The 25,372-nt window shown below is 73.1% G+C and carries 21 protein-coding genes; 8 read left to right on the top strand and 13 right to left on the bottom strand.

Annotated features, from left to right (window positions below; translation table 11 throughout):
* Nucleotides 1-77: 77 nt before the first annotated feature.
* Together R2E43_RS24440 and R2E43_RS24435 are read left to right on the top strand one after the other, a co-directional pair.
* Nucleotides 78-1,124 carry a LacI family DNA-binding transcriptional regulator gene (locus R2E43_RS24440; RefSeq protein ID WP_003976047.1) on the top strand — a complete coding sequence of 349 codons (1,047 nt, stop codon included), beginning with the start codon at nucleotides 78-80 and terminating at the stop codon, nucleotides 1,122-1,124.
* Nucleotides 1,125-1,329: 205 nt separating this feature from the next.
* Nucleotides 1,330-2,130, top strand: a complete 801-nt coding sequence (locus tag R2E43_RS24435; RefSeq protein ID WP_003976046.1) for a sugar phosphate isomerase/epimerase family protein — start codon at nucleotides 1,330-1,332, stop codon at nucleotides 2,128-2,130.
* On the opposite strand, the gene R2E43_RS24430 is transcribed toward R2E43_RS24435, so the two are convergent.
* Together R2E43_RS24430 and R2E43_RS24425 are read right to left on the bottom strand one after the other, a co-directional pair.
* Nucleotides 2,114-2,776 (bottom strand): GNAT family N-acetyltransferase, encoded by a 663-nt coding sequence (locus R2E43_RS24430; RefSeq protein ID WP_319121410.1) that lies wholly within the window; start codon nucleotides 2,774-2,776, stop codon nucleotides 2,114-2,116. The two genes, R2E43_RS24435 and R2E43_RS24430, sit on opposite strands and share 17 nt — an antisense overlap.
* Nucleotides 2,773-3,708 (bottom strand): EamA family transporter, encoded by a 936-nt coding sequence (locus R2E43_RS24425; RefSeq protein WP_003976044.1) that lies wholly within the window; start codon nucleotides 3,706-3,708, stop codon nucleotides 2,773-2,775. Before R2E43_RS24425 ends, R2E43_RS24430 begins: the two co-directional genes overlap by 4 nt.
* A gap of 148 nt (nucleotides 3,709-3,856) precedes the next feature.
* Between R2E43_RS24425 and R2E43_RS24420 the strand changes: the two genes are divergently transcribed.
* The 3 genes from R2E43_RS24420 (at nucleotide 3,857) to R2E43_RS24410 (ending at nucleotide 7,595) form a co-directional block, all read left to right on the top strand.
* On the top strand, nucleotides 3,857-4,798 hold the full coding sequence (locus R2E43_RS24420; protein ID WP_011028565.1) for a LysR family transcriptional regulator: 942 nt from the start codon (nucleotides 3,857-3,859) through the stop codon (nucleotides 4,796-4,798).
* Nucleotides 4,799-4,992: 194 nt separating this feature from the next.
* Nucleotides 4,993-6,840 (top strand): glycoside hydrolase family 3 protein, encoded by a 1,848-nt coding sequence (locus R2E43_RS24415; RefSeq protein WP_093456197.1) that lies wholly within the window; start codon nucleotides 4,993-4,995, stop codon nucleotides 6,838-6,840.
* A 116-nt stretch (nucleotides 6,841-6,956) separates the two neighbouring features.
* Nucleotides 6,957-7,595 (top strand): hypothetical protein, encoded by a 639-nt coding sequence (locus R2E43_RS24410; RefSeq protein ID WP_332056559.1) that lies wholly within the window; start codon nucleotides 6,957-6,959, stop codon nucleotides 7,593-7,595.
* A gap of 37 nt (nucleotides 7,596-7,632) precedes the next feature.
* Here R2E43_RS24410 and R2E43_RS24405 read toward each other — a convergent pair whose 3' ends face one another.
* From R2E43_RS24405 to R2E43_RS24390, 4 genes are all read right to left on the bottom strand, one after another.
* The gene (locus R2E43_RS24405; RefSeq protein WP_011028568.1) at nucleotides 7,633-9,057 is read right to left on the bottom strand and encodes a S28 family serine protease; all 1,425 of its coding nucleotides are present in this window, start codon (nucleotides 9,055-9,057) and stop codon (nucleotides 7,633-7,635) included.
* Between the two features lie 63 nt (nucleotides 9,058-9,120).
* On the bottom strand, nucleotides 9,121-9,513 hold the full coding sequence (locus tag R2E43_RS24400; RefSeq protein ID WP_003976038.1) for a hypothetical protein: 393 nt from the start codon (nucleotides 9,511-9,513) through the stop codon (nucleotides 9,121-9,123).
* 109 nt (nucleotides 9,514-9,622) lie between these two features.
* Nucleotides 9,623-13,354 (bottom strand): ABC transporter ATP-binding protein, encoded by a 3,732-nt coding sequence (locus R2E43_RS24395; RefSeq protein WP_189283095.1) that lies wholly within the window; start codon nucleotides 13,352-13,354, stop codon nucleotides 9,623-9,625.
* 99 nt (nucleotides 13,355-13,453) lie between these two features.
* Nucleotides 13,454-14,452: an esterase-like activity of phytase family protein gene (locus R2E43_RS24390; protein ID WP_332056558.1), complete on the bottom strand. Its 999-nt coding sequence runs from the start codon at nucleotides 14,450-14,452 to the stop codon at nucleotides 13,454-13,456.
* Between the two features lie 90 nt (nucleotides 14,453-14,542).
* On the opposite strand from R2E43_RS24390, the gene R2E43_RS24385 reads away from it, so the two are divergent.
* Together R2E43_RS24385 and R2E43_RS24380 are read left to right on the top strand one after the other, a co-directional pair.
* Nucleotides 14,543-14,914: a hypothetical protein gene (locus tag R2E43_RS24385; RefSeq protein ID WP_011028571.1), complete on the top strand. Its 372-nt coding sequence runs from the start codon at nucleotides 14,543-14,545 to the stop codon at nucleotides 14,912-14,914.
* Nucleotides 14,915-15,040: 126 nt separating this feature from the next.
* On the top strand, nucleotides 15,041-15,874 hold the full coding sequence (locus R2E43_RS24380) for an endonuclease I family protein (RefSeq protein WP_003976034.1): 834 nt from the start codon (nucleotides 15,041-15,043) through the stop codon (nucleotides 15,872-15,874).
* A gap of 4 nt (nucleotides 15,875-15,878) precedes the next feature.
* Here the strand turns inward: R2E43_RS24380 and R2E43_RS24375 are convergent, their stop codons facing one another.
* From R2E43_RS24375 to speB, 4 genes are read right to left on the bottom strand one after another with little or no spacing between them, the layout of a single operon-like run.
* Complete coding sequence (locus R2E43_RS24375) at nucleotides 15,879-18,110, bottom strand: tetratricopeptide repeat protein (RefSeq protein ID WP_332056557.1); 2,232 nt, start codon at nucleotides 18,108-18,110, stop codon at nucleotides 15,879-15,881.
* Nucleotides 18,107-18,526, bottom strand: coding sequence for a hypothetical protein (locus R2E43_RS24370; RefSeq protein WP_003976032.1), 420 nt, complete (start codon nucleotides 18,524-18,526; stop codon nucleotides 18,107-18,109). Before R2E43_RS24370 ends, R2E43_RS24375 begins: the two co-directional genes overlap by 4 nt.
* A 59-nt stretch (nucleotides 18,527-18,585) precedes the next feature.
* The gene (locus tag R2E43_RS24365; RefSeq protein ID WP_030866521.1) at nucleotides 18,586-20,280 is read right to left on the bottom strand and encodes a thiamine pyrophosphate-binding protein; all 1,695 of its coding nucleotides are present in this window, start codon (nucleotides 20,278-20,280) and stop codon (nucleotides 18,586-18,588) included.
* Nucleotides 20,277-21,245, bottom strand: a complete 969-nt coding sequence (speB, locus tag R2E43_RS24360) for an agmatinase (protein ID WP_003976030.1) — start codon at nucleotides 21,243-21,245, stop codon at nucleotides 20,277-20,279. The genes R2E43_RS24365 and speB overlap by 4 nt, the downstream gene beginning before the upstream one ends.
* Nucleotides 21,246-21,454: 209 nt before the next feature.
* Between speB and R2E43_RS24355 the strand changes: the two genes are divergently transcribed.
* A complete protein-coding gene (locus tag R2E43_RS24355) occupies nucleotides 21,455-22,243 on the top strand; it encodes a phosphatase (protein ID WP_003976029.1) in 789 nt (262 codons plus the stop codon).
* A 9-nt stretch (nucleotides 22,244-22,252) separates the two neighbouring features.
* Here the strand turns inward: R2E43_RS24355 and R2E43_RS24350 are convergent, their stop codons facing one another.
* Genes R2E43_RS24350 through R2E43_RS24340 form a run of 3 tightly spaced genes read right to left on the bottom strand, consistent with a single transcriptional unit; the run spans nucleotide 22,253 to nucleotide 25,279 of the window.
* Nucleotides 22,253-23,233: a cation diffusion facilitator family transporter gene (locus R2E43_RS24350; RefSeq protein WP_106517215.1), complete on the bottom strand. Its 981-nt coding sequence runs from the start codon at nucleotides 23,231-23,233 to the stop codon at nucleotides 22,253-22,255.
* 5 nt (nucleotides 23,234-23,238) lie between these two features.
* Nucleotides 23,239-24,111, bottom strand: a complete 873-nt coding sequence (locus R2E43_RS24345; RefSeq protein WP_011028576.1) for an acyl-CoA thioesterase — start codon at nucleotides 24,109-24,111, stop codon at nucleotides 23,239-23,241.
* A gap of 10 nt (nucleotides 24,112-24,121) precedes the next feature.
* Complete coding sequence (locus R2E43_RS24340; RefSeq protein WP_011028577.1) at nucleotides 24,122-25,279, bottom strand: acyl-CoA dehydrogenase family protein; 1,158 nt, start codon at nucleotides 25,277-25,279, stop codon at nucleotides 24,122-24,124.
* Nucleotides 25,280-25,372: the final 93 nt, after the last annotated feature.

Here is a 25,372-nt window from a genome sequence, read left to right as displayed (position 1 = left end):
GGCGAACGTCGGCGGGCGGTGGCCGTAAGGTCACCCGGGACGGCGTTCGGCACACGCGCGATGCGGAGGACGAGGACATGACGGTGACACTGGCGGACGTGGCGGCCCGCGCCCAGGTCTCCCCCGCGACGGTGTCGCGCGTGCTGAACGGCAACTATCCGGTGGCCGCCTCCACCCGGGAGCGGGTGCTCAAGGCCGTCGACGAGCTGGACTACGTGCTCAACGGCCCCGCGAGCGCGCTGGCGGCGGCCACGTCCGACCTGGTGGGCATCCTCGTCAACGACATCGCCGACCCGTTCTTCGGCATCATGGCCGGCGCCGTCCAGTCCGAGATCGGCGGGCCCGGCGGCAGAGCGGGCGGCGAGAGACTCGCCGTGGTCTGCAACACCGGCGGCACCCCGGAGCGCGAGCTGACCTACCTCACGCTGCTGCAGCGCCAGCGGGCGGCGGCGGTCGTGCTGACCGGCGGCGCGATGGAGGACGAGACCCACCAGGCGGCCGTGGCGGCGAAGCTGCGCAGGCTCGTCGAGGCCGGGACGCGGGTGGTGCTGTGCGGACGGCCGCCGGCGCCGGACACCGGGGCGATCGCGCTCACCTTCGACAACCGCGGGGGCGGCCGGGAGCTGACCGAGCACCTGATCGGGCTCGGGCACCGGCGGCTCGGCTACATCGCGGGTCCGGAGGAACGGACCACGACGCGGCACCGGCTGGAGGGGCACCGCACCGCGCTCGCCGCGCACGGCATCGAGGAGGACCCCCGCTGGACCGTCCACGGCCGCTACGACCGGGAGGCCGGTTACGAGGCGACGCTGGAACTGCTGCGCAGGGACCCGACGCTGACCGCGGTCGTCGCCGCGAACGACACCGTCGCGCTGGGCGCCTGCGCGGCGCTGCGCGACTCGGGGCTGCGGATCCCGGACGACGTGTCCGTGGCCGGCTTCGACGACCTGCCGTTCAGCATCGACGCGGTGCCCGCGCTGACGACGGTCCGGCTGCCGCTGGCGGAGGCGGGGGCGCGGGCGGGGCGGGTCGCGATGGGGCGGGAGGACGCGCCGGTGGGCGGGATCGCGACGGTGCGGGGGGAGTTGATGGTGCGGGGGTCCTCCGGAGGGCCGCGGTCCTGAACGGACCGCCGGTCTCGCGGTGGCCCGCGTCGGGGCGGGCGTTGCTGGGGGCTGCCGCCCCCGGACCCCCGCTTCGGCCTGGACGGCCTCGTCCTCAAGCGCCGGACGGGCTGATGGTGGCGGCCGGCGTCCTCATGGGTGCGGGCTGAGAATACCGGCCCGCGTCGACAGGTGAACCGCATGATCGCGGGTACGCTCCGTGGGCATGAAGCTGGCGTTCTCCACTCTCGGTGTTCCCGGACTGCCCCTGACCGACGTGCTGGGGCTCGCGACCACGCACGGCTACCACGGTGTCGAGTTGCGCGCCCACCCGGAGGAACCGGTCCATCCCGGCCTGGGTCCGGACGAACGGGCCGCGGTGGCGGCGGAGTTCAGAGCGGCCGGGGTCGAGCCGCTGGGGCTCGCGGGGTACGCGCGGGTCGCCGCGCCCGGCGATGACGAACCGGTCCTCGCCGAGATCCGCGGCCTGCTGGACCTCGCCCGCGACCTGGGCGCCCCCTACGTCCGGGTCTTCCCCGGCGGCGGCACCGAGCAGAGTGCCGAGGAGGCCGACGCGACGGCCGCCCGGCGGCTGGGCACCGCCGCCGAGTACGCCGCCGAGCGCGGCGTGAGCATCCTGCTGGAGACCCACGACTCGCACCGCACCGGCGCCGACGCGATGCGTGTCCTCGGCCCGGTCGGGCATCTGCGGGCCGGCGCCCTGTGGGACGTGATGCACACCTGGCTGGGCGGCGAGCAGCCCTCCGAGACCTACGCGGCGCTTGCCCCGCACCTCGGCTACGTCCAGGTCAAGGACATCGCCTCCGCCGAGGACACCACGCCGCTGGCGCTGGGCGCGGGGGTGCTGCCGCTCACCGAGGTGGTGGACGTGCTGTCCCGGCACGGCTGGGACGGCTGGCTGTGCTGGGAGTACGAGAAGCGGTGGTACGAGGCGGCCGCCCCCTTGCCCGAGCTGCTGGGCACGGGCCGCGAACACCTCGCCCGGCTGCTCACGGACGCGGCGTGAGCGCGGCCGACGCCGGTGCCGGCCGTGCGACCGCCGATCGCACCCGGTGCTCCAGCCGCTTCGCGCACTCCGGCCACTCCGCCGACGTGATCGAGTAGATCGCGGAGTCGCGCAGCCGTCCCTCCTCGCCCGGCACCGAGGAGCGGGACCAGTTGCGCAGGACGCCCTCGAAGCGGGCGCCGGACTTCTCGATCGCGGCGCGGGAGCGCTGGTTGCGGGCGTCGGTCTTGAGGTCGACGCGGGACACCTCCCAGACCTCGAAGGCGTGGCGGAGCAGCAGCAGCTTGGCCTCGGCGTTCACGCCGGTGCCCTGCGCGGAGCGGGCCAGCCAGGTGAAGCCGACCTCGACGGCGTCGAGCGCGTCGTCGGTGAGCCAGGAACGCGGTTCCCAGTAGGCGGTGGTGCCGACCGCGCGGCCGGTGGCGCGGGAGACCTGCGCGTAGGGCGCCAGCCGTCCGGTGGCCGCCCTGGCCAGCTGGAAGTCGATGTAGGCGCCGACCTCGTCGGGCCCGGGGACCCACGTGAACGCGTAGGTGGCCCGGTCCTCCGCCGCCGCCCTCGCCAGGTCGGCCGCGTGCCGCTGGTCCAGCGGCTCCAGTCGTACCAGCGCGCCTTCGAGGACCGGGGCCTTCAGGGTGAATGTCACCGGCCGGATTCTTCAGCCGGGACGGGGAGCCGTCCAGCGAATTCCGGGGAGGTGCGCACGGTGATCCCCGGCACCCGCCTGCGGGCGGTGAGCGTCGTCAGCGCCACCCCGCCCACCAGCAGGGCCGCCGCGCACCAGCGCAGGGGGGTCACCGACTCGCCGAGGAAGAGGGCGGCCGAGGACATGCCGAAGACCGGGACCAGGAGGGAGAACGGCGCGACCGTCGAGGCGGGGTGACGGCGCAGCAGCCAGCCCCAGGCGCCGAAGCCGAAGACGGTCGAGACCCAGGCGACGAAGAGGATCGTGCCCGCCCCCTGCCAGTCCAGGGCGCGCAGGGCCGCGAGGTCCTCGCCGGGGCCCTCGGTGAGCAGGGAGAGGGCCAGCAGGGGGAGCACGGGGACGGTGGAGACCCACACCATGAAGTTCAGCGCGTCCGGCGGGGACGCCTTGCGGGTCAGGACGTTGGACACGCCCCAGGCCGCCGCCGCGCCGACGACCATCAGGAACGCGCCCAGGGGGCCCGAGGTGCCCTCGTCGACCGCGGCCACGCCGATGCCGCCCAGTGCGACCAGCATGCCCAGGGCCTGGACGCGGGAGGGGCGTTCGCCGAGGACCGCCGCGGCGATCACGGCGGTGAACACGGCCTGGATCTGAAGGACGAGGGACGACAGTCCGGCGGGCATGCCCGCGTCCATGCCCACGAAGACCAGGCCGAACTTGGCCACGCCGAGCACCAGTCCCACCGCCACGATCCACTTCCGGGCGGCCTTGGGACGGCCGACCAGGAAGACGGCGGGCAGCGCGGCCGCCAGGAAGCGCAGGGCGGAGAAGAGGAGCGGCGGGAAGTGGTCGAGGCCGATCTCGATGACCGTGAAGTTCACGCCCCAGACGGCGGCGACGAGCACGGCGAGGAGGAGGTGGGAAGGTCGCATGCGTCGAGGATCGGCCGAAAGGACCGTTCAGCACCAGCGATGATTGATGCATGGTTGGATGAAGCACTGCTAATGCTTCAGCACTGCCCCCGCCCCTGCCCCTGCCTCTGCCTCTGCCCCTGCCCTCGTCTCGCTCTCGGGAGCCGTCATGCTCGACCTCCAGCGCCTGCGCGCCCTGCACGCCGTGTCCGTGCACGGGACGGTGGGAGCGGCCGCCGCCGCGCTCGGGTTCACGCCGTCCGCCGTGTCGCAGCAGATCGCCAAGCTGGAGCGCGAGACCAGGACGGTGCTCCTCGAACGGGAGGGGCGCGGGGTCCGGCTCACCGACGAGGCCTGGCAACTGGTGGAGGCGGCGGCGGAGTTGCTGGCCATCGTGGAGCGGGCGGAGACCCGGCTGGAGGAGCGGCGCGGGGTGCCGTCGGGGCGGCTGACCATCGCCGCGTTCGCGTCGGCGGCGCGCGGGCTGCTGCCGTCCGTGCTCGCCGACCTGGCGGTACGGCATCCCGGGCTGGACGCGCGGCTCACCGAGGTCGACCCGCACCTGTCCGTGGACCTGGTGGCCAAGGGCGCCGTGGATCTGGTGGTGGCCCACGACTGGGACATCGCCCCGCTGCCGGCCCCGGCCGGGGTGGAGCAGGCGCCGGTCGGCGAGGACCTGTGCGACCTGCTGGTGCCCGAGGGCCACCGGTTCGCGGGCCGGACGGCCGTGCGGCGGGACGAGCTGGGCGGGGAGCGGTGGATCTGCCAGCCGCCCGGGCGGGTCTGCCACGACTGGCTGATGCGGACGCTGCGGGGTGCCGGGCACGAGCCGGACATCGTCCACCAGGCCGACGAGAACCCGACCCTCGTCGCGCTGGTCGCGGCCGGCCTCGGCGTCGCCCTCATTCCCCGGCTGGGGCGCGGCCCGCTCCCGGCGGGAGTGGTGGAGGTGCCGCTCGACCCGATGCCGGTACGGCGGCTGTACGCCCTGTGGCGCACGGGCGCGGCCCGCCGCCCGGCCATCGCGGAAACGGTCCGCACACTCCGGGCCCACTGGCCGACGGTCGCGGCCCGCACCGGCCCGCCACGCCAGGCCGCCGCCCACGCCTGACCCCGCACCGGCCGCCCGCCCGGCGGGTCCTCAGAGGGCAGGCGCCTTCCCAGCGCTTGGCCGCACTCACGGCCCCGGCGGGCGCCTCGCCTCGCTTCGGGCGACTCGTGTGCGGTCCCTTGACTGGCAGAAACTTCCCGGATATTGGTGACTCCTTGGCAGTTTCCTTCACCAGCTCTCCGGAAGGAGCGCACGTGCACCACAGCAGCACGGCCGGCACGGGAAGCACCGCACAGCCCTCCAGACGTAGCGTCCTCACCGCCACCGCGGTCGTCACCGCGGCCCTCGCGGCCGGGGGCGGTACGGCCTACGCCGACGCCCGCGGGCCCGACGACGACACGCTCCGCGGCCTGATCTCCCGCATGACGCTGGAGGAGAAGGTCGGGCAGCTCTTCGTCATGCGGGTCTACGGCCACTCCGCCACCGACCCCGACCAGGCCGACATCGACGCCAACCTCGAGGAGATCGGCGTCCGCACCGCCGCCGAGCTGGTCGCCAGGTACCGGGTCGGCGGCATCATCTACTTCGCCTGGGCGCACAACACCCGCGACCCGCACCAGATCGCCGACCTGTCCAACGGCATCCAGAAGGCCTCCCTGGAGCAGCCGCGCGGTCTGCCCGTGCTCATCTCGACCGACCAGGAGCACGGCATAGTGGCCCGCGTGGGCGAGCCCGCCACCCTCTTCCCCGGCGCGATGGCCGTCGGGGCGGGCGGGTCGCGGTCCGACGCCCGTACGCTCGGCCGGATCGCGGGCGCCGAGCTGCACGCCCTGGGCATCCGCCAGGACTACTCCCCCGTCGCCGACGTGAACGTCAACCCGGCCAACCCCGTGATCGGCGTACGGTCCTTCGGCGCCGACCCGGACGCGGTGGCGGAGCTGGTGGCGGCGGAGGTGACGGGGTACCAGCGCTCGGGCGTCGCCGCGTGCGCCAAGCACTTCCCCGGGCACGGCGACACCGCCACCGACAGCCACACCGGTTTCCCGGTCATCACGCACACCCGGGAGCAGTGGGAGGAGCTGGACGCGCCGCCCTTCCGCGCGGCGGTCGAGGCCGGCATCGACGCCATCATGACCGCCCACCTGATGGTCCCGGCGCTCGACGACTCCGGCGACCCGGCCACCCTCTCCCGTCCGATCCTCACCGGCATCCTGCGCGAGGAGCTGGGATACGACGGGGTCGTGGTCACCGACTCCCTCGGCATGGAGGGCGTGCGGACGAAGTACGGCGACGCTCGGGTGCCGGTGCTGGCGCTGAAGGCCGGTGTCGACCAGCTGCTCAACCCGCCGGACCTGCCGCTCGCCTGGAACGCCGTCCTGGCGGCCGTACGGGAGGGCGAACTCACCGAGGCACGGCTGGACGAATCGATCCTGCGGGTGCTGCGGCTGAAGGCCAAGCTGGGGCTGTTCCGGGACGCGTACACCAGCCGCCGGGACGTCGACCGGACCGTCGGCACCCGGGCGCACCTGGCCGCGGCCGACCGGATCGCGGAGCGGACCACGACGCTGCTGGTCAACGAGGAGCGGCTGCTGCCGCTTTCGCGCCGCGCACACCGCAGGCTGCTGGTGGTGGGCGCCGATCCGGCCTCGCCGTCGGGCACGACCGGGCCGCCCACCGGTGTACTCGCGGGCGCGCTGACGGAGCTGGGCTTCACGGCCACCGCCCTGTCCACCGGCACCGCGCCCTCCGCCGCCGTGATCGACCGCGCCGTCGCGGCGGCCGGGGACGCCGACGCGGTGGTCGTCGCCACGTACAACGTGACCGCGGGCAGCAGCCAGCGCACCCTGGTCACGCGGCTGCTGGAGACCGGGAAGCCGGTCGTCGCGGTCGCCGTCCGCAACCCGTACGACGTCGCCCAGCTCCCCGGCGTTCCCGCCTTCCTCGCCGCGTACTCCTGGACCGACGTGGAGGTGCGCGCGGCGGCCCGGGTGATCGCCGGGCGGGTTCGGCCGCGCGGGAAGCTGCCGGTGCCGGTGGTGCGCGCGGACGACCCGGACACGGTGCTCCTCCCGCTCGGACACGGGCTGACCTACCGGTCGTAGCGCGGCCTGCGACACGCGCCGGGGGGCGCCCCCTCACCCGTGCGCAAAGCCTCTTGCGCGTCTGGCGTGCGCCCGCTACCGCGGGCCACGCTGGACCGGGGATCCGGGGGGGGACGATGCGCGAGCGACGGGCTGCCGCAGGCGGGCACGCCCCGCCGCGCGCGGTACTGCGCGCCGTCCTGTGCGCCGCGCTGTGCGTCCTGCCGCTGACGGGCTGCCAGGGCCCGGCGGAGCGGGGCACGGCGGCGGCCGGGGTGCGGCCGTCCGGGTACGGGGCGGTGTTCCTGGCGGCGGGCGAGTGCAGTTCGTTCGGCGCGGTCGCACCCACCGAGGTGCCCTGCGGCAGCGAGCGGGCGGCGGCCCGGGTGGTGGCCCGGGAGGACGGCCGCGCCGGCAACGGACCACCGTGCCCCGCCACCACCGACTTCGTCCTGCACATCAGCGAGCGGCGGCCGTCCGGCGACGAGGACGGCGACGGGGCCGTGTCCCGCGGGTACGCCTGCATGCGCAAGCTGCAGCCGCCACATCCCGGTGATCCGGGCGGCGGAGGAGGTCCGCGCACCGTCGTCGGCGACTGCGTCCACGACATCGGCGGCGGCAAGGTCCGCGAGGCGGCCTGCGCCGGCGGGGGCGCGTACGCACCGCAGTTCAAGGTGGTCGAGGCGGTCGCCACCCGGGCTCAGTGCCCGACCTCGACCGGTCTGTACGTCCGGCTCGGCGGCGAGCGCCCGGTGGGCTGTGCCCGGCCGCTGTGAGCGGCCGGACACAGTCACCGTGCCGGAGGAACAGGCCCTACGGGCGCAGCGCCGGCTCGCGCTCGACGTCCCGCTGGTCCAGCCTGGCGTCGAACGTCGCCAGCGGCCTGGCCGCCGACGGGTTCTCCTGGACCTTGGCCGGGGCGACGCCCGCCCAGTCCAGGATGCGCGCCGTGGCCCGCGCCTTCTGGTCGGGCACCAGACCGGCCACGTTCGCACCGTGGTTCATGCCGGGCGCGGTGAGGACGTAGGAGTCACGCGCGCCGTGGCCGAGGCGGAAGCGCTCGGCGCCCCACGGGTCGTTCTCGCCGTACACGAACAGCATGTGCCGGGCGTTGTGCCGCACCCAGGTGTCGACGTCCCGCATCGCCCACGGCTCGAACTTCATCGGGATCGAGCGGGGCACGAAGTTGCGCGGGGGCTGGTAGCCGTAGCGGATGTACTTCTTCTCGATGTGCGGGAAGTGGATCGTCGGCGCGCCCAGCTGGGTGCCCGCCTGGTAGTAGTACGGCGTGTACGTCTCCAGGCCCTGGTCCGTGTAGGCGGAGAAGCCGGAGATCGCGTCGACGGAGCCCCAGATCGCGTCGTCGGTGGCGTTCTTGGCGTCGGCCGGGATGTCGGCGCAGTCGGCGAGGGTGCTGTACTGCCAGAAGCCCCACACGTAGTCGAGGACGACGGCCTCGTAGGCGCGGTCGAGGCTGCCGATGGTGTCGAAGGTGTAGCCGTTCTCGGCCGCGTACGCCGCGTACTTCTTCTCCAGCGGCGCCCGGCGCACCAGCGCCTCGCGCTGCACGCCGTTGAGCTTGTCGCGGCACTCGTCGGTGCCGACGCGGGCGAAGAAGCGGTCGTAGGCCGAGTCCTCCTTGTTCACCACGTCGTTGGGGGCGACGTAGGCGACGACGCCGTCCATGTCACGCGGGTAGAAGCGCTCGTAGTAGGTGGCGGTCATGCCGCCCTTGGAGCCGCCGGTGGAGATCCAGTTCTTGGAGTAGAGCGGCTTGAGGGCCTTGAAGATGCGGTGCTGGTCGCTGGCGGCCTGCCAGATGTCCAGCTTGGACCAGTCGGCCGGGGCGGGCCGGGACGGCGTGAAGTAGCGGTACTCCATGGAGACCTGGTTGCCGTCCACGATCTGGGTCGGCTCGCGCCGGCTGGGGTTCGTGGAGACGTTGTAGCCGCCGGTGTAGAAGACCGTCGGGCGGTTCACGTCCTTGTGCAGCACGGTGATCCGCTGCTGGAACGTGCCCTTGGACGGGTGCCGGTGGTCCACCGGCTGGGTGTAGTTGAGGACGAAGAAGCGGTAGCCGGTGTACGGCTTCTCCTCGATCAGGCTCATGCCCGGTATGGACAGCAGCCGGTCCTTGATGTCGACGGCCTTCGGCTCGGCGGCGGTGGCCGCCCCCGCCGTGCTGACGGTGCCTATGAGCACCACGAGCGCCAGCAGCCATCTGAGCGCCTTGCGCATGCACCCTCCCTGTGAAACTGATGTCCGCCGGAAGCTATCGGAGCAACTCCCGCGACACCAGAGTCAGCAGAGGATCCAGCCCGAGCCGACCGAGGACTTGGCCACCTTGCCGGTCACCCGCACGCAGCGGTTTCCGGCGTGCACGGTCACCGGTCCGGCGCGGTAGGCGAACCGGCCCGAGTCCACGACCGCCCGGCCGCCCCGGGCCTGCACGCCGACGGACATCTGCCGCTTCGTGCCCGGCTTCTTGGGGAGCGTGACGGCACAGACGTAGCCGCCGCGTTTGTACACGAGGACGGATCCGGTGGCGAAGGACAGGGTGCGCACCTTGCGGCCCGGGCACCCCGTGGCGGCCTGCGCCTCCTGCGGCATCGCGACGGCGAGCAGCGCGGCGGCGCTCAGCACGGCCGTGCCGAGCGCCAGCCGACGGCGAGTTGCGGCACCGGCCCGGCCCACTGCGGTCCTCCTCCGTAGGGCGATCACTGACGACGTACGGATGTACGGACGCGGGACACCTGTCGCACGGTTGCGCGCACCCGTCGGACGCACCCGTCGGACGCGCCCGTCAGTGCAGCGCGCCGACCGGCTCCTCCGGTTCGGCCGCGCCGACGAAGGTCCGCCACAGCCGCGCGTACCGTCCGTCGAGGGCCAGCAGTTCGTCGTGCGTGCCGTCCTCGGCGACCCGGCCGCCGTCCATGACGACGACACGGTCCGCGCGGGCGGCCGTGGTCAGCCGGTGGGCGACGACGAGCGTGGTACGGCGTCCGGCTATGCGGTCGGTGGCCTGGTTGACCTGGGCCTCGGTGGCCAGGTCGAGGGCCGCCGTCGCCTCGTCGAGGAGCAGCACGTCCGGGTCGACCAGTTCGGCGCGGGCCAGCGCGATCAGCTGCCGCTGCCCGGCGGAGAGGTTGCGGCCCCGCTCGGCGACCTCGTGGAGGTAGCCGCCGGTGAGCGTGGCGATCATCTCGTGCGCACCGACCGCCCGCGCCGCCGCCTCCACCTGGGCGTCGGTGGCGTCCGGACGGCCGTAGGCGATGGCGTCGCGGACGGTGCCGGGGAAGAGGTACGCCTCCTGCGGGACGACGCCCAGCCGGTGCCGGTAGGAGGTGAGGTCGAGGTCGCGCAGATCCTGCCCGTCGACGGTGACCCGGCCGTCGGTCGGGTCGTAGAACCGGGCCACCAGCTTCACCAGGGTCGACTTGCCCGCGCCGGTCTCGCCGACGAAGGCGACGGTCTGCCCGGCGGGGATGCGCAGGTCGATGCCGGTGAGGGCCGCTTCGTCGTCGCCGTACCGGAAGCGCACGTCCTCGAAGGCGATCTCGCCGCGCAGCGCGGTGACCTCGGACGGCTTCTCGGCGGCCCGCGTCGAGGTCGGCTCGCGCAGCAGCTCCTGGATGCGGCCCAGCGAGACGGACGCCTGCTGGTAGCCGTCGAAGACCTGGGAGAGCTGCTGGACCGGTGCGAAGAACAGGTCGATGTAGAGCAGGTACGCCACCAGCGCGCCGGTGGTCAGGGTCGCGTCGTCGATCCGCGCGCCGCCCACGACCAGCACCGCCGCGGCCGCGGCCGACGACAACAGCTGCACGAACGGGAAGTAGACCGAGATCAGCCACTGTCCGCGGATGCGGGCCTGCCGGTAGCTGTCGCTGCGCTCGGCGAACCGCCGGCCGCCGTCCCGCTCGCGCCGGAAGGCCTGCACGATCCGCAGGCCCGCGACCGACTCCTGGAGGTCCGCGTTGACCGTGGACACCCGCTCGCGGGCGAGTTCGTAGGCCTTCACGCTGGCCTTGCGGAAGAAGTACGTGGCGATGATCAGCGGCGGCAGGGTCGCGAAGACGATCAGGGCGAGTTCGACGTCGATCACCAGCAGGGCGACCATGATGCCGAAGAAGGTGACGACCGAGACGAAGGCGGTGACGAGTCCGGTCTGCAGGAACGTCGACAGCGCGTCCACGTCCGTCGTCATCCGGGTCATGATCCGGCCGGTCAGCTCGCGCTCGTAGTAGTCGAGGCCGAGCCGCTGGAGCTGGGCGAAGATCTTCAGGCGCAGCGAGTACAGGATCCGCTCGCCGGTCCGCCCGGTCATCCGGATCTCACCGGTCTGCGCCGCCCACTGGGCGAGGACGGCGACCAGGCCGAGCAGCGAGGACGCCCACACCGCGCCGAGGGCGGCCTGGGTGACGCCGTCGTCGATGCCGTTGCGGATCAGCACCGGCAGCAGCAGGCCCATGCCCGCGTCCACCGCCACCAGGGCGAGGCTGATCAGCAGCGGGGCGCGGAAGCCGCGCAGCAGACGCCGCAGGCCGTACGACGACTCGGGGCGCACCGCCTGTGCCTCGTCGATGTCCGGGGTGCCGTCCGCCGGGGGCAGCGCGTCGACCTGGGCGAGCAGCTCCGGGGTGGCCGGGGTGCCGGCCAGCGCGGTGTCCTTGGGGGCGCGGTCACCGGTCCACAGCCGGGGCGTGACCCCGCGCTCGGCGTCGAACTCGGCGTCCAGCTCGTCGCGTACCGAGGTGTCCTCGGTCTTCTCGGCGGGGCGGGTGTGGCCGGGCGAGACGCCGCCCAGCTCGTCGGGGTCGGTGAGCAGCCGCCGGTAGAGGGCGGAGCGCTCCTGAAGCTCCTCGTGGGTGCCGAGGTCGGCGAGGCGGCCGCGGTCGAGGACGGCGATGCGGTCGGCGAGGCCGAGGGTGGAGCGGCGGTGGGCGATGAGGAGCGTGGTGCGGCCCCGCATGACCTGCTTCAGCGCCTCGTGGATCTCGTGCTCGACGCGGGCGTCCACGGCGGACGTGGCGTCGTCGAGGACCAGCAGCCGGGGGTCGGTGAGGATCGCCCGGGCGAGCGCGACGCGCTGGCGCTGGCCGCCGGAGAGGGTCAGCCCGTGCTCGCCGACGGTCGTGCCGTAGCCGTCGGGCAGCTCCGTGATGAACCCGTGGGCCTGGGCGGCCCGCGCGGCGGCCTCGACCTCCTCGTCGGTGGCGTCCGGGCGGCCGTAGGCGATGTTGGCGCGGACGGTGTCGGAGAAGAGGAAGGAGTCCTCGGGCACCAGGCCGACGGCGGCCCGCAGCGAGTCGAGGGTCAGCTCGCGCACGTCGTGGCCGCCGACGAGGACGGCGCCGCGCGTCACGTCGTAGAAGCGCGGCAGGAGCAGCGAGACGGTGGACTTGCCGGAGCCGGAGGAGCCGACGACGGCGAGGGTCTCCCCGGCGCGGATCTCGAAGGAGAGCCCGTCCAGGACGGGCCGCGGCTCCCCGTCGCCCGTGTCGTAGCCGAAGGCCACGTCGTCGAACTCGACGGTGGCGGGCGCGTCGGCCGGCAGGGTCTTGGTGCCGTCCTCGATGGCCGGCTCGGTGTCGATCAGCTCCAGCACGCGCTCGGTGCCGGCCCGGGCCTGCTGGCCGACGGTGAGCACCATGGCGAGCATGCGGACCGGGCCGACCAGCTGGGCGAGGTAGGTGGAGAAGGCGACGAAGGTACCGAGGGTGATGTGCCCGCGGACGGCCAGCCAGCCGCCGAGGGCGAGCATGGCGACCTGGCCGAGCGCGGGTACGGCCTGGAGGGCGGGGGTGTAGGTGGCGTTCAGCCTGATGGTGCGCAGCCGCCCCGCGAAGAGCTTGCGCCCGACCTCTCTGAGCTTCCCGGTCTCCTGCTCCTCCTGCCCGAAGCCCTTCACCACGCGTACGCCGCTCACCGAACCGTCGACCACCCCGGCGACGGCGGCGGCCTGCGCCTGCGCGTACCAGGTGGCGGGGTGCAGCCGGGTGCGGCTGCGGCGGGCGATGAACCACAGGGCGGGCGCGACGGCCAGCGCGACCAGGGTGAGCGGCAGGGACAGCCACGCCATGATCACCAGCGAGATCAGGAAGAGCAGGACGTTCCCGATGGTCATCGGGAGCATGAAGAGCAGGCCCTGGATCAGCTGGAGGTCGCTGGTCGCCCGCCCGACCACCTGCCCCGTGGACAGCTCGTCCTGCCGCCGCCCGTCCAGCCGGGTGATCGTCCCGTACATGTCGGTGCGCAGGTCGTGCTGGACGTCGAGGGCGAGCCGGCCGCCGTAGTAGCGGCGGATGTAGGTCAGGACGTAGACGACGAGCGCGGCGCCGATCAGCAGACCGGCCCAGACGGCCATGTCCCGGGTCTTGTCGCCGATCACGTCGTCGATGATCACCTTGGTGATCAACGGGACGAAGGCCATGACGGCCATGCCGCCCAGCGAGGCACCGAGAGCCAGGACGACGTCCTTGGGGTTGCGCCAGGCGTACCCCGCCAGTCGTCGTACCCATCCCCGTTGCGCGTCCACGCCGTGCCCTCCGGTCGTCGTCCTGCTCACCTGATCTACCGGAAGGCACCAACACGGGCGAGCGGGGATTTCATCCCGCCGCAACGATCGGCCGGGTGATCAGACGCGTACGCGGAGCCTGAGGAAGCGGGTGGTCTGTACGTCGTTCTGGTTGTCGTCGCTGACGACGAGGACGTCCGTACGCCCCCCGGAGCGTCCGGTCACGGCCATCCCCTCGAAGTTGTCGAGGAGGGGACTGGGCTGGGGCTGCTCGGCCGTGGCACCGAGCGCGGGGCAGTCGACGAGGTCGGCGAGGAGCCGCTTGGGCAGTGCGGTGCCGCGGCCGGGCCGGTCGGCCAGGTGGAGGCGGACGGTGTTGCCGACGCCGGCGGTGAAACCGCGCTCCAGGACGAGGAGGCGCCCGTCGGGGGTGGCGGTGACCTCGGAGACGCCGAGACCGGGGTCCGTCCAGTAGGTGTACTGGGCACCGAGCCGGAACTCGCCGTGCCGCGTCCGCTGCCAGGTCTGGAAACGGACCAGGTCGGCGGGGTCGCCGTCGAGCGGGTACTCCATGGAGGCGAGCAGGGTCCGGCCGCCGGGCAGGAGGGTGAGCCCCTCGAAGCTGCCGTTGGCCCTGGCCCGGCCCTCGGGAGCGGTGCGCAGGTCGTCGGGCACGGGCAGACGGCCGAGCAGCTCGCCGGTGTGCGAGTAGCGGCGGACGGACGGCTCGGTCTCGGAGGAGACGAGGTACGTGCCGTCCCGGTCCACGACCAGTCCCTCCGCGTCGAGGGCGGCGCCGTTCTCGTCGGCGAGCGGGATCACGTCCCGCGGCTTCAGGGTGCGCGCGTCCAGCCGGAAGAGGGAGGAGCGGTCGGAAAGAGCCGCCAGGGCGCCGCGCCGGTCGGGGGCCAGGGCGGAGAGGTTTCCGACATACGTGCCGTCGTACGTCGTCTTGTCGAGGGCGTCGGAGTAACCGGTCAGGGAGACGGCGGGTGAGCAGGCGTGCCGGGGCGGCCCGTCGTGCGCGGCGGCGGCCGGTCCGGCGGCGACCAGGCAGCCGGCCGCCGCGAGGCCCGCGGTGAGGGTGGCGAGGGAAGTGCGGAGCATTCTCGGACGCATGGCCGAAACCATAGGCAGGAGGAATGGCCAAGAGTTGGCCGTTTTGCGAAGGTCAGGGTTCGGCGGCGTACCGACGGCAAGTATTGAGCCATGCCGGAGCAGAACGAAAGCGGCCACAAGCTGGCCGGTCGGCTGTACGCGACGATGCGGGTACTGAAGTCCCTCACCGAGCCTTCCGGGCCGAAGCCGGTCGGCGACGAGGAGTTGGCAGGGCAGGACAGTCCGAGGGAACGCGTCCAGGCCCTGAAGCTGGACCTCTTCAACGACCTGGTGGCCACCCTCCAGAAGGGTCGGCACGCGAAGGCGGTCGGCGAGATGTTCCGCGCGATGCCCGCCCTGGTGCCCAGGCAGAGCGCCGCCTTCGACAAGAACCTCGGCAAGCGCGGGCTGGCCGAATTCAACGCCGGCCATCGCGCCCAGCTCGCCGAACTCAAGGAGGCCTACCCCGAACTGATCGGGTGACGGCGGGCCGGTCCCGGCGCGCGACGTCGTCACGCAATCGACACTCTCCGTCCACCCCACCTCCTACATGTCCATGTCACGCTCGATCTACCGCAGGACTCCACACGCGTAGATCGGACACCCCACATGCTCGCGATACGCACCCGCCGCCGGAAGGCAGCGGCCCTCGCCACGGCCGCCGTACTGGCCGCGGTCGCCGCGCCCTCGCTGACCGCTACCCCGGCCACGGCGACCACGACGACCGCATCGACCGCATCGACGACGAACACGGACTACGACTCGACGTACTACAAGGACGCGATCGGCAAGACCGGCGCGAGCCTCAAGTCGTCCCTCCACACCATCATCAGCGACCAGACGAAGCTGTCGTACTCGGCGGTCTGGGACGCGCTCAAGGCCACCGACGAGGACCCGGACAACAGCGGGAACGTGATCCTGCTCTACTCGGGCGTCTCCCGCAGCAAGTCGCTCAACGGGGGCGACACCGGGGACTGGAACCGCGAGCACGTGTGGGCCAAGTCCCACGGCGACTTCGGCACCTCGACCGGACCCGGCACGGACATCCACCACCTGCGCCCCTCGGACGTCCGGGTCAACAGCGTCCGGGGCAACAAGGACTTCGACAACGGCGGCAGCGCGGTCAGCGAGGGCGGCGGCAGCCTCACCGACTCCGACTCCTTCGAGCCCCGCGACGCCGTCAAGGGCGACGTGGCCCGCATGATCTTCTACATGGCGGTCCGCTACGAGGGCGGCGACGGCTTCGCCGACCTGGAGGTCAACGGCCAGGTCGACAACGGCAGCAACCCGTACATCGGCAAGCTCCCGGTGCTGAAGGCGTGGAACGACGAGGACCCGCCGGACGCCTTCGAGGAGCACCGCAACCAGGTGATCTACGACGACTACCAGCACAACCGCAACCCGTTCGTCGACCACCCGGAGTGGGTGGAGTCGATCTGGTAGGCGGTCAGCCCACGAGATCGTCCGGCGCGGGCGGCGTCGCCAGGACCTCGGTGTACCAGGCGCGGGCCGCGACGGTCTCGGGGTGGTCCTCGCCCAGGATCACGGCCCGCCCCTCGGCCACCTCGCGCGCGCTCTCGGCGGCCCGCTCCCGCTTGCCCTGCGCGTACTGGGCGCGGCTGAGCTGGATGAGCACCCCGTAGACCAGGGGATGGTCGTCCCCGTACCCCGCCCGCTGTCCGGCCAGCACCCGGCGGAAGAGCTCCTCGGCCTCGGCGCCCCGGCCGGAGCGCAGGAGCCCTCGCGCCAGCGCGTCGCGCGCCCACACGGTCACCAGGTGCTCGGGGCCGAGACGGCGTTCGCACTCCCCCGCCAGTTCCCCGGCCGCCGTCGTGTAGCCGTCGAACTCGTCCTGTGCGAGACGGAGTTCCAGCAGCTCGCAGCGGGTCTTGAGGGTGGCGACATGGTCCTCGCCGAGCGCCTGGCGGCGGCCGTCCAGGACGGTGTCCAGCAGCGTACGCGCGTGCGCCAGGTCTCCCAGGCGGTGCAGCACCCGCTGCAGTTCGTAGGCCGCGTCCAGGGTGCGCTCGTCGTGCGGGCCGAGCGTGCGCAGCGCTTCCTGGTGGACCGGCCGCAGCAGGCCGGCGGCTTCGGCGTACCGGCCGAGTCGGAACAGGACGGTGCCCTGGCCCGACCGGGCTTCGATGGTGACCGGGTGCTCGGCGCCCAGGTGCTCCGCGGCCGTCTTCGCGGCGGTGGAGGCCAGGGCGAGCGCGGCGGTCCAGTCCCCCGCCTCGTACACCAGCCGCGCGAGACGGACCGCCAGCCGCACGGATTCCGCCGTCACCAGGTCGTGGCGGTGGGAGCGGTGCAGCAGACCGGTCGCGTGCGGCGCCAGGAGCCGGACCTGGGAGCGGGCCCGTGGTGACGCGGCGCCCTCCGGCGGCAGTGCGGCCCGCAGCAACCCGCCCGCGGCAGCCGCCAGGAGTGCGCGCTCCGCGTCGGGCACGCTCCCGGCGACACTGTCCAGCAGGACCCCGTGGGCCTTCACGCAGCGGTGCCCGTCCGTCTCCACCATCTCGATCAGCGAGTGGTCGAGGAGCGCGCGCAGGGCGGGTTCGACCCGGGGCGCGGCCAGCGGCGGATCGAGGTCTTCGAGGCCGACCCCGCCCTGTGCCGCCGGCATGAGCAGGGACAGCGGCACGGGGTCCGCCGCCCAGCAGGACAGCAGCCGCAGCAGGGCCGTGGCCTCCGGCAGGCCGCGCTCCGCCAGGCCGTCCAGCGACAGCTGCCACGTGCGCCCCACGAGGTGGCGGGACTGTCCGCCGCCGGTCGCCGACGCCCCCCGGTCGACCAGGGCCGTGGACTCCTCGGTCAGTTTCCGGTCGTACTCGTCCATGGACCACGACTCCAGCAACTGGTGGGCCAGATGCGCCCCGGCCAGGGTCAACGCCAGCGGCAGACAGCCCAGGCGCCGGGCGACCTTCCGTGCGGACTCACGCGTGCCCGCGTCCGGAGCCAGGTCACGCAGGACCAGGGTCGCGTCCTCCAGGGGCAGCACCCCGAGCCGGTGACTGCTCGTCGCCGGGGCGCGCCACAGCGAGGAGGTCGCGTGCCGGGTGGTCACCAGCACCGTCCCCGAGGGACTCGGACGCAGCCAGGAGCCCTCCTCCAGGACGGCGGGGTCGTCGGCGTTGTCGAGGACCAGCAGCCAGGGTTGCGCCGAGCGGTCCAGGTAGTGCCAGACCAGGTCGGCCGCGGCGCGCCGGCCGCCGGCCGCGGCGGCCAGTTCGCCGGCGGTGGCACCGCGGTCACCGGCGACGGCGAGCATGCCCGCGCGCAGGGACACGCGTTCGGAGGCGTTGACCCACAGGCCGACGCGACCGTGGTCCCGTACGGCCTCGGTGAACAGGGCCTGCGCGACGGCCGTCTTGCCGCAGCCGCCCATGCCGTGCAGGACCTGGATGTCGCTGCCGGGTCCGGCCACGGCGGCCCGCAGACGCTCCATGAGGTCGGTGCGGTCCCGCAGGACACGGGGTGCGCGACCGACCAGGGGCATGCGGACGGAGTCGGGAGCGGCCTCGCGGGGTTCGGCCGGGCCCGTCCACGGGTGTCCGAACAGCGGGGCCGACCCCGGGGCGTGGTGGTGGACGTGTTCCTCGATGTACTGGTCGCCACCGGCCTGGTAGATCCGGGCGCTGCCCGAGGCGCGGCCCTCCATCGGCCTCGGGACGCTCATCGTTCGGTGATGTGCTGGTCGCGCCCGGCCTGGTAGATCCGGGCACTGCCCGACGCGCGGGCCCGCAGGTGGACGTGCCGGGCATCCGGTTCCTCCGGCATCGACGGCGCCAACTCGTCCAGGAGGACGCGCAGTTCGTCGGCGACTTCGGGCCGGGCGAGCAGCAGGCGCCGTACGCGTCCCTGCCATTCGGCGGTCAGCCCGGCCTCGGCCTCGTCGTCACCGGCCTCACGGGCGAGGAGCAGTTCCTCGCGGCCCGCCTCCAGCTCCTCACCGACGCTCTCGGCTCTGGCGGGCTGGAAACGGCGCCACAGGGCGACCATGCCGTCCCTCGCCGATTCCCAGGCGTTCGTGACCATCAGCGTGACGACGGTCGTGCCCGCCGTCCCCGCCAGTGCGGCGATCTCCGGATCCACGGTCCCCCCTACGGCCGACTCCCGATCCTAGGCTCCCGGGCGGGCGGCGGCACAGGGTTTCAGTCCGCGTGCGTCGGCGCGAACATCCTCAGGACGGCGGGGAGCACGACGACCGACGGGCCCGGAGTCGTCAGTGCCTTCGCGAGGTCCCGTGCCAGGGTCTCGGGACTGGTGCGTACGCCGGGGACCCCGAACGACTCCGCCAGGGCGACGAAGTCGGGGCCCGGCAGGTCCGTCGCCGTGGCCGTCGGAGTGCCGAAGGCGTCGGTCATGTACGCGCGCAGGATGCCGTAGCCGCCGTCGTCGACGATGAGCCAGGTGACGTTCAGGCCGTACTGGCGGGCGGTGGCCAGCTCGGCGATCGAGTACAGGGCGCCGCCGTCGCCGGAGACCGCAAGCACCGGGTGGGTGGGGTCGGCCGCCGCGGCGCCCAGGGCCGCCGGGAAGGCGTAGCCGAGGCCGCCGGCGCCCTGGGCGGAGTGCATGGTGTTCGGGGCCCCGGGGTCGAAGGCCGACCACGCCCAGTAGGCCAGGATGGTCATGTCCCAGAAGGAGGGGGCGCGGGACGGGAGGGCCTTGCGGACGGCGGCCAGGACGTCCTGCTCCAGGGTGAGTTCCTGGGCGGCGACGCGTGCGCGGACCTTGTCCAGGACCTCGCGGACGCGTTCCGGGGCGGTCGGGTCCGTGCGCGGCTCCTCCACCGTCTCCAGCAGCGCCTGGAGGGCGAGGCGGGCGTCGGCGTGGATGCCGAGGGCCGGGTGGTTGGACTCCAGCTTGCCGAGGTCGGCCTCGATCTGGATCACCCGGCCGCGGGGGGTGAACGTGTGGTAGTTCGAGGAGAGTTCGCCGAGGCCCGAGCCGATCACGAGGAGGACGTCGGCGTCCTCCAGGAAGTCCGTCGTGTGGCGGTCCTCCAGCCAGGACTGGAGGGAGAGGGGGTGCGTCCAGGGGAAGGCGCCCTTGCCGCCGAAGGTCGTGACGACGGGGGCCTGGAGCCGCTCCGCGAGCTGCCGCAGCTTCTTGGCGGCGTCCGCGCGGACCACTCCCCCGCCCGCGATGATCGCCGGGCGCTCGGCGCGGGTGAGCAGGTCGGCGGCGACGGCCGTCAGTTCGGGGCGCGGGGGCAGTTCCTCGGGGAAGGTGTCGCCGCCGGTCACGACCGGGATGGCCGTCTCGGCCAGGAGGACGTCCTGCGGGATCTCCACCCACACCGGGCCGTGCGGGACGGTCAGTGCCGACGTCCAGGCCTCCGCGATCGCGGACGGGATCTGGGACTGGGTGCGGGCGGTGTGCACGGACTTGACCACGCCGCGGAAGGACGCGGCCTGGTCGGGGAGTTCGTGCAGGTAGCCGTGGCGGCCGCCGCCGAGGCCCGCCGCGGGGACCTGGCTGCTGATCGCCAGGACGGGCGCGGAGGCCGCCCGCGCCTCCTGGAGCGCGGCCAGGGAGGTGAGGGCTCCCGGACCGGTGGACAGCAGCAGCGGGGCCGCTTCGCCGGTGATCCGGCCGTAGGCGTCGGCGGCGAACCCGGCGTTGTTCTCCACCCGCAGGCCGATGTAGCGCAGGTCGGAGCGGCGCAGGGCGTCGAACACGCCGAGGGCGTGCTGGCCGGGCAGGCCGAAGACGGTGGTCGCGCCGAGCGCGGCCAGGGACTCCACGACCAGGTCCCCGCCGGTGCGGCCGGGGGGAGGATTCAGCGCGGCCTCCGTCTGGGCCGGGGTCGGACGGAGCACCAGGTCGTGGTCGTGGGTCACTTCGTACGCGCCTCGGCGATCTGGCGGGACATGATCGTGGTCAGTTCGTAGGCGGTGTGGGACGCGGCCACCGACGTGATCTCCGCGTGGTCGTAGGCGGGAGCCACCTCGACGACGTCGGCGGAGACCAGGTTGCAGGAGGCCAGGCCGCGCAGGATCTCCAGCAGCTCGCGGGAGGTCATGCCGCCGGCCTCGGGGGTGCCGGTGCCGGGGGCGTGGGCGGGGTCGAGGCAGTCGATGTCGATGGAGATGTACAGCGGGCGGTCCCCGATGCGCTGCCTGAGCTGGTCGGCGATCTCGTCGGCGCCGCGGCGGTAGACGTCCGCCGACGTGACGATGCCGAAGCCCATCTTCTCGTCGTCGGTGAGGTCCTTCTTGCCGTACAGGGGACCGCGGGTGCCGACGTGGGAGAGGGCGGAGGTGTCGAGGACGCCCTCCTCCACCGCCCGCCGGAAGGGGGTGCCGTGCGTGTACTCGGCGCCGAAGTAGGTGTCCCAGGTGTCCAGGTGGGCGTCGAAGTGGAGCAGGGCGACGGGGCCGTGCTTCTTGGCGACCGAGCGGAGCAGCGGCAGGGCGATGGTGTGGTCGCCGCCCAGGGTCATCAGGCGGGCGCCGGTGCCGAGGAGGTCGTCGGCGGCGGCCTCGATCGTCTCGACGGCCTCGTGGATGTTGAACGGGTTCACGGCGATGTCGCCGCCGTCCGCGACCTGGGCGAGGGCGAAGGGGGAGGCGTCCTGCGCCGGGTTGTAGGGGCGCAGCAGGCGGGAGGCCTCGCGGATGGCGTTGCCGCCGAAGCGGGCGCCGGGCCGGTAGGAGACGCCCGAGTCGAACGGCACGCCCACGACGGCGACGTCGGCGGCGCCGACCTCGTCCAGGCGCGGGAGCCGGGCGAAGGTCGCGGGCCCGGCGTACCGCGGGATCCGGGAGGAGTCGACGGGACCGCGGGGCGTCTCGTTGCTGCTCATGCACTGCCTTCCTTCTTACGCTTCGTCGCGTATGTACTGCTGCCGTCCGACTGTACTGGTGAGCGGGGCAGCCGGTCGTCGCAGACTAGATGGCCCAATTGCCGCCGCGACATGTACATTCCGTCCATACGCGTGCCGGGGACTGGTGGAATCGGCTATCCCGCCGGGACCGGCTGCTGTCCGGACCGGGGCTGCCTCACAATGGAGCCATGCCGATACCCGGGACACCCAGCCGCGCCGAACTCGCCGAGCACCTCGTCAGAACGCGTATCGCGGGCGACGTCGCCACGCCCCGCGAGAACAACCTCTCCCACTACCGGAAGCTGGCGAACGGCGACCGGGGCTTCTGGCTCGGTCTGGAGCTGGGCGACCGCTGGAGCGACGAGCAGGACGTGCTCGCGGTGATGGCGGAGCGGGTCGGCGTCAACGACGACCCCGAGCACCGGTACGGCCAGGACACCATCGATCCCGAGCTGACCATTTCGGCGCTGGAGCGGATGGCGGGGCGGCTGCGCAAGGCGGCCGACGGCGGGCAGCGGGTGCTGTTCGCCACCGGTCACCCCGGCGGGCTGCTCGACGTGCACCGCGCCACGGCCGCCGCGCTGCGCGACGCGGGCTGCGAGATCGTCGTGATCCCGGAGGGGCTGACCACGGAGGAGGGGTACGTCCAGCAGTTCGCGGACGTCTCGGTGCTGGAGCACGGGGCCTCGCTGTGGCACACCCACTCGGGCGAGCCGATGAAGGCGATCCTGACCGGCCTGGAGCGCGAGGGCCGCCCGCTGCCGGACCTGGTGGTCGCCGACCACGGCTGGGCCGGTTACGCCGCCCAGCACGGCGTGGACTCGGTCGGCTACGCGGACTGCAACGACCCGGCCCTCTTCCTCGCCGAGTCCGAGGGCACCCTCCAGGTGGCGGTGCCGCTGGACGACCACGTGGTCAGCCCGCGCTACTACGACCCGATGACGGCGTACCTGCTGACGGAGGCCGGGCTGAAGTAGCCCGCGCTCCTACGGCCACGGGTTCAGCCCCTCCGTGCGGCGCTGCGCGAAACCCGGCGTCGGGTCCAGATAGACCCGGCGCACGATCGGGAACTCCTCGCGCAGCCGCTGCTCGGCCCGCTCGCACGCCCACTCGATCTGCGCCGCCGTCGACACGTCCCGGAAGTCGACCTTGGCGGCGACCAGCGCCTCCCGCGGCCCCTGCACGAGGGTGGTCAGCTCCAGTACGGCCTCGATGTGCTCGACGGCCACCAGCTCGGCACGGATCCGGTCCCGCACGGAGCGCGACAGGGGGCGGCCGACGAGGAACTCGGCGTTGGAGCGGCCCAGCACCCAGGCGACGTACAGCAGCAGGGCGCCGATGCACAGCGAGGCGACGGCGTCCCAGACGCCGGAGCCGGTGAGCTGTCCGCCGAGCAGTCCGCCCGCGGCGAGCAGCAGGCCGGCCAGCGCGGCGGAGTCCTCCATGACGACGGCCTTCACGGCGGTGTCGGGGGTGCGGCGCAGGTAGCGCCCGAAGGAGACCCGGTGGTGGGCGGCCTCGCCGCGGACCTGCCTGAGGCCGGTGCGCAGCGAGTAGCCCTCCAGGACGAAGGCCACGGCCAGGACGATGTACGACACCAGCGGGTCGCCGAGGTCCTCGCCGTGGGTGAGGGTGTGGATGCCGTCGTAGAGGGAGAAGACGGCGCCGCCGACGAAGGTGGCGACGGCGGCGAGCAGCGCCCAGATGTACCGTTCGGGGCCGTGGCCGAGGGGGTGGTCCTCGTCGGCGGGGCGGACGCTGCGCTTGAGCGAGGTCAGCAGCAGCACCTCGGTGACGGTGTCGGCGACCGAGTGCGCGGCCTCGGACAGCATCGCGCTGGAGCCGCTGATCACGCCGGCCACCGCCTTGGCGACGGCGATGCCCAGATTGGCGAAGGCGGCGACGAGGACCGTGAAGGTGCTGTCGCCGTTCTTCTTCGCTCCGGCCGTGTCCCCTGTGTCCGCCATGCCCCTCAGTGTTCCCGAGGGACGCGGACCACGCCTTCCTGGACGACGGAGACGGCGAGCCGCCCGTCCTGGGTGTGGATGCGGGCCTGGCCGAGGCCCCGGCCGCCGGACGCGGACGGCGACTGCTGGTCGTACAGCAGCCATTCGTCGGCGCGGAAGGGCCGGTGGAACCACATGGCGTGGTCCAGCGAGGCCCCGACGACGTCGCCGACGGCCCAGCCGCCGCGGCCGTGCGCGAGCAGGACCGAGTCGAGCAGGGTCATGTCGGAGACGTAGGTGGCGAGGACGACGTGCAGCAGGGGGTCGTCCGCGAGCTTGCCGTTGGTGCGGAACCACACCTGGGAGTGCGGTTCGCGCGGGGTGCCGAAGTCGCCGAAGGGCGGGTCGTCGACGTAGCGCAGGTCGACGGCGGCGCGGGCCTCCAGGAAGCGCTCCACCGTCTCGGCGGGCAGGTGCGGGTAGCCGCGCAGCCGCTCCTCGCCGGTGGGGAGGGTCGCCGGGTCCGGTGCGGACGGCATCGGGGCCTGGTGGTCCAGGCCCTCCTCGTACGTCTGGAAGGACGCCGACAGGGTGAAGATCGGCTTGCCGTGCTGGACGGCGACGACGCGGCGGGTGGTGAAGGAGCGGCCGTCGCGCAGCCGGTCGACGTTGTAGACGATGGGGGCGCCGGGGTCGCCGGGGCGCAGGAAGTACGCGTGCAGGGAGTGCGCGTGCCGGTCTCCGGGGACGGTGCGGCCGGCGGCGACCATGGCCTGGGCCGCCACCTGTCCGCCGAAGACCCGGGGGACGACGGCGGACCGGGAGCGGCCGCGGTAGATGTCCTCCTCGATCCGCTCGAGGTCGAGCAGGTCGAGGAGGGACTGGAGTGCTTCGCTCATGACCTGTGGTCTACAGGCCCATGTTCTTCGCGATGATCGACTTCATGATCTCGCTGGTGCCGCCGTAGATGCGGTTGACGCGGTTGTCCGCGTACAGGCGGGCGATCGGGTACTCGTTCATGTAGCCGTAGCCGCCGTGCAGCTGGAGGCAGCGGTCGATGACGCGGTGGGCGACCTCGGTGCAGAACAGCTTGGCGCTGGCGGCCTCGGCGGGGGTCAGCTCGCCGGCGTCCAGGGCCTCGGTCGCGCGGTCGACGACGGCCTCGGCGGCGTCCACCTCGGCCTGGCAGGCGGCCAGCTCGAACTTGGTGTTCTGGAAGTGGGCGACCGGCTTGCCGAAGACGGTGCGGTCCTGCACGTACTGCTTGGCGAACCGGACGGCGGCCTTGGCCTGCGCGTAGGCGCCGAAGGCGATGCCCCAGCGCTCGGAGGCCAGGTTGTGGCCGAGGTAGGAGAAGCCCTTGTTCTCCTCGCCGAGCAGGTCCTCGACGGGGACCTTGACGTCGACGAAGGCCAGCTCGGCGGTGTCGGAGGTGCGCAGGCCCAGCTTGTCGAGCTTGCGGCCGACCGAGTAGCCCTCGGACTTGGTGTCCACGGCGAACAGGGAGATGCCGTGGCGGCGGTCCTCGGCCGTGGGCGCGTCGGTGCGGGCGCAGACGATGACGCGGTCGGCGTGCACGCCGCCGGTGATGAAGGTCTTGGCGCCGTTGAGGACGTAGTGGGTGCCGTCCTCGGAGAGTTTGGCGGTGGACTTCATGCCCGCGAGGTCGGAGCCGGTGCCCGGCTCGGTCATCGCGATGGCCCACATCTCCTCGCCGGTGACGAACTTCGGCAGGTAGCGCTTCTTCTGCTCGTCGGTGGCCAGCATGTTGATGTAGGGCAGGGCGAGCAGCACGTGGACGCCGGAGCCGCCGAACTGGACGCCCGCGCGGGCGGTCTCCTCGTAGAGGACGGCCTCGAACTTGTGGCTGTCCATGCCGGCGCCGCCGAACTCCTCGGGCACGTTGATGCCGAAGATGCCCAGCTCGCCGAGCTTGTAGTAGAACTCGCGCGGCGCCTGGCCCGCGGCGAACCAGTCGTCGTAGACGGGGACGACCTCGGCCTCGATGAAGGCGCGGAGGGTCTCCCGGAACGCCTCGTGGTCCTCGTTGAACACCGTACGGCGCACCGCGCCACCTCCAGGGTACGAATATCTAAGCGCTTGCTCAGATATCACCGTACCGGCGGGTAGCCGAAGGCGTCCAGACCGGGACGCGGGTAA

Origin of the sequence: Streptomyces violaceoruber, from assembly GCF_033406955.1 — a bacterium.
Lineage (GTDB): Bacteria > Actinomycetota > Actinomycetes > Streptomycetales > Streptomycetaceae > Streptomyces > Streptomyces violaceoruber.
The sequence above is the reverse complement of the archived record's forward strand: the minus strand, read 5'-3'. Positions and strand labels throughout refer to the sequence as shown.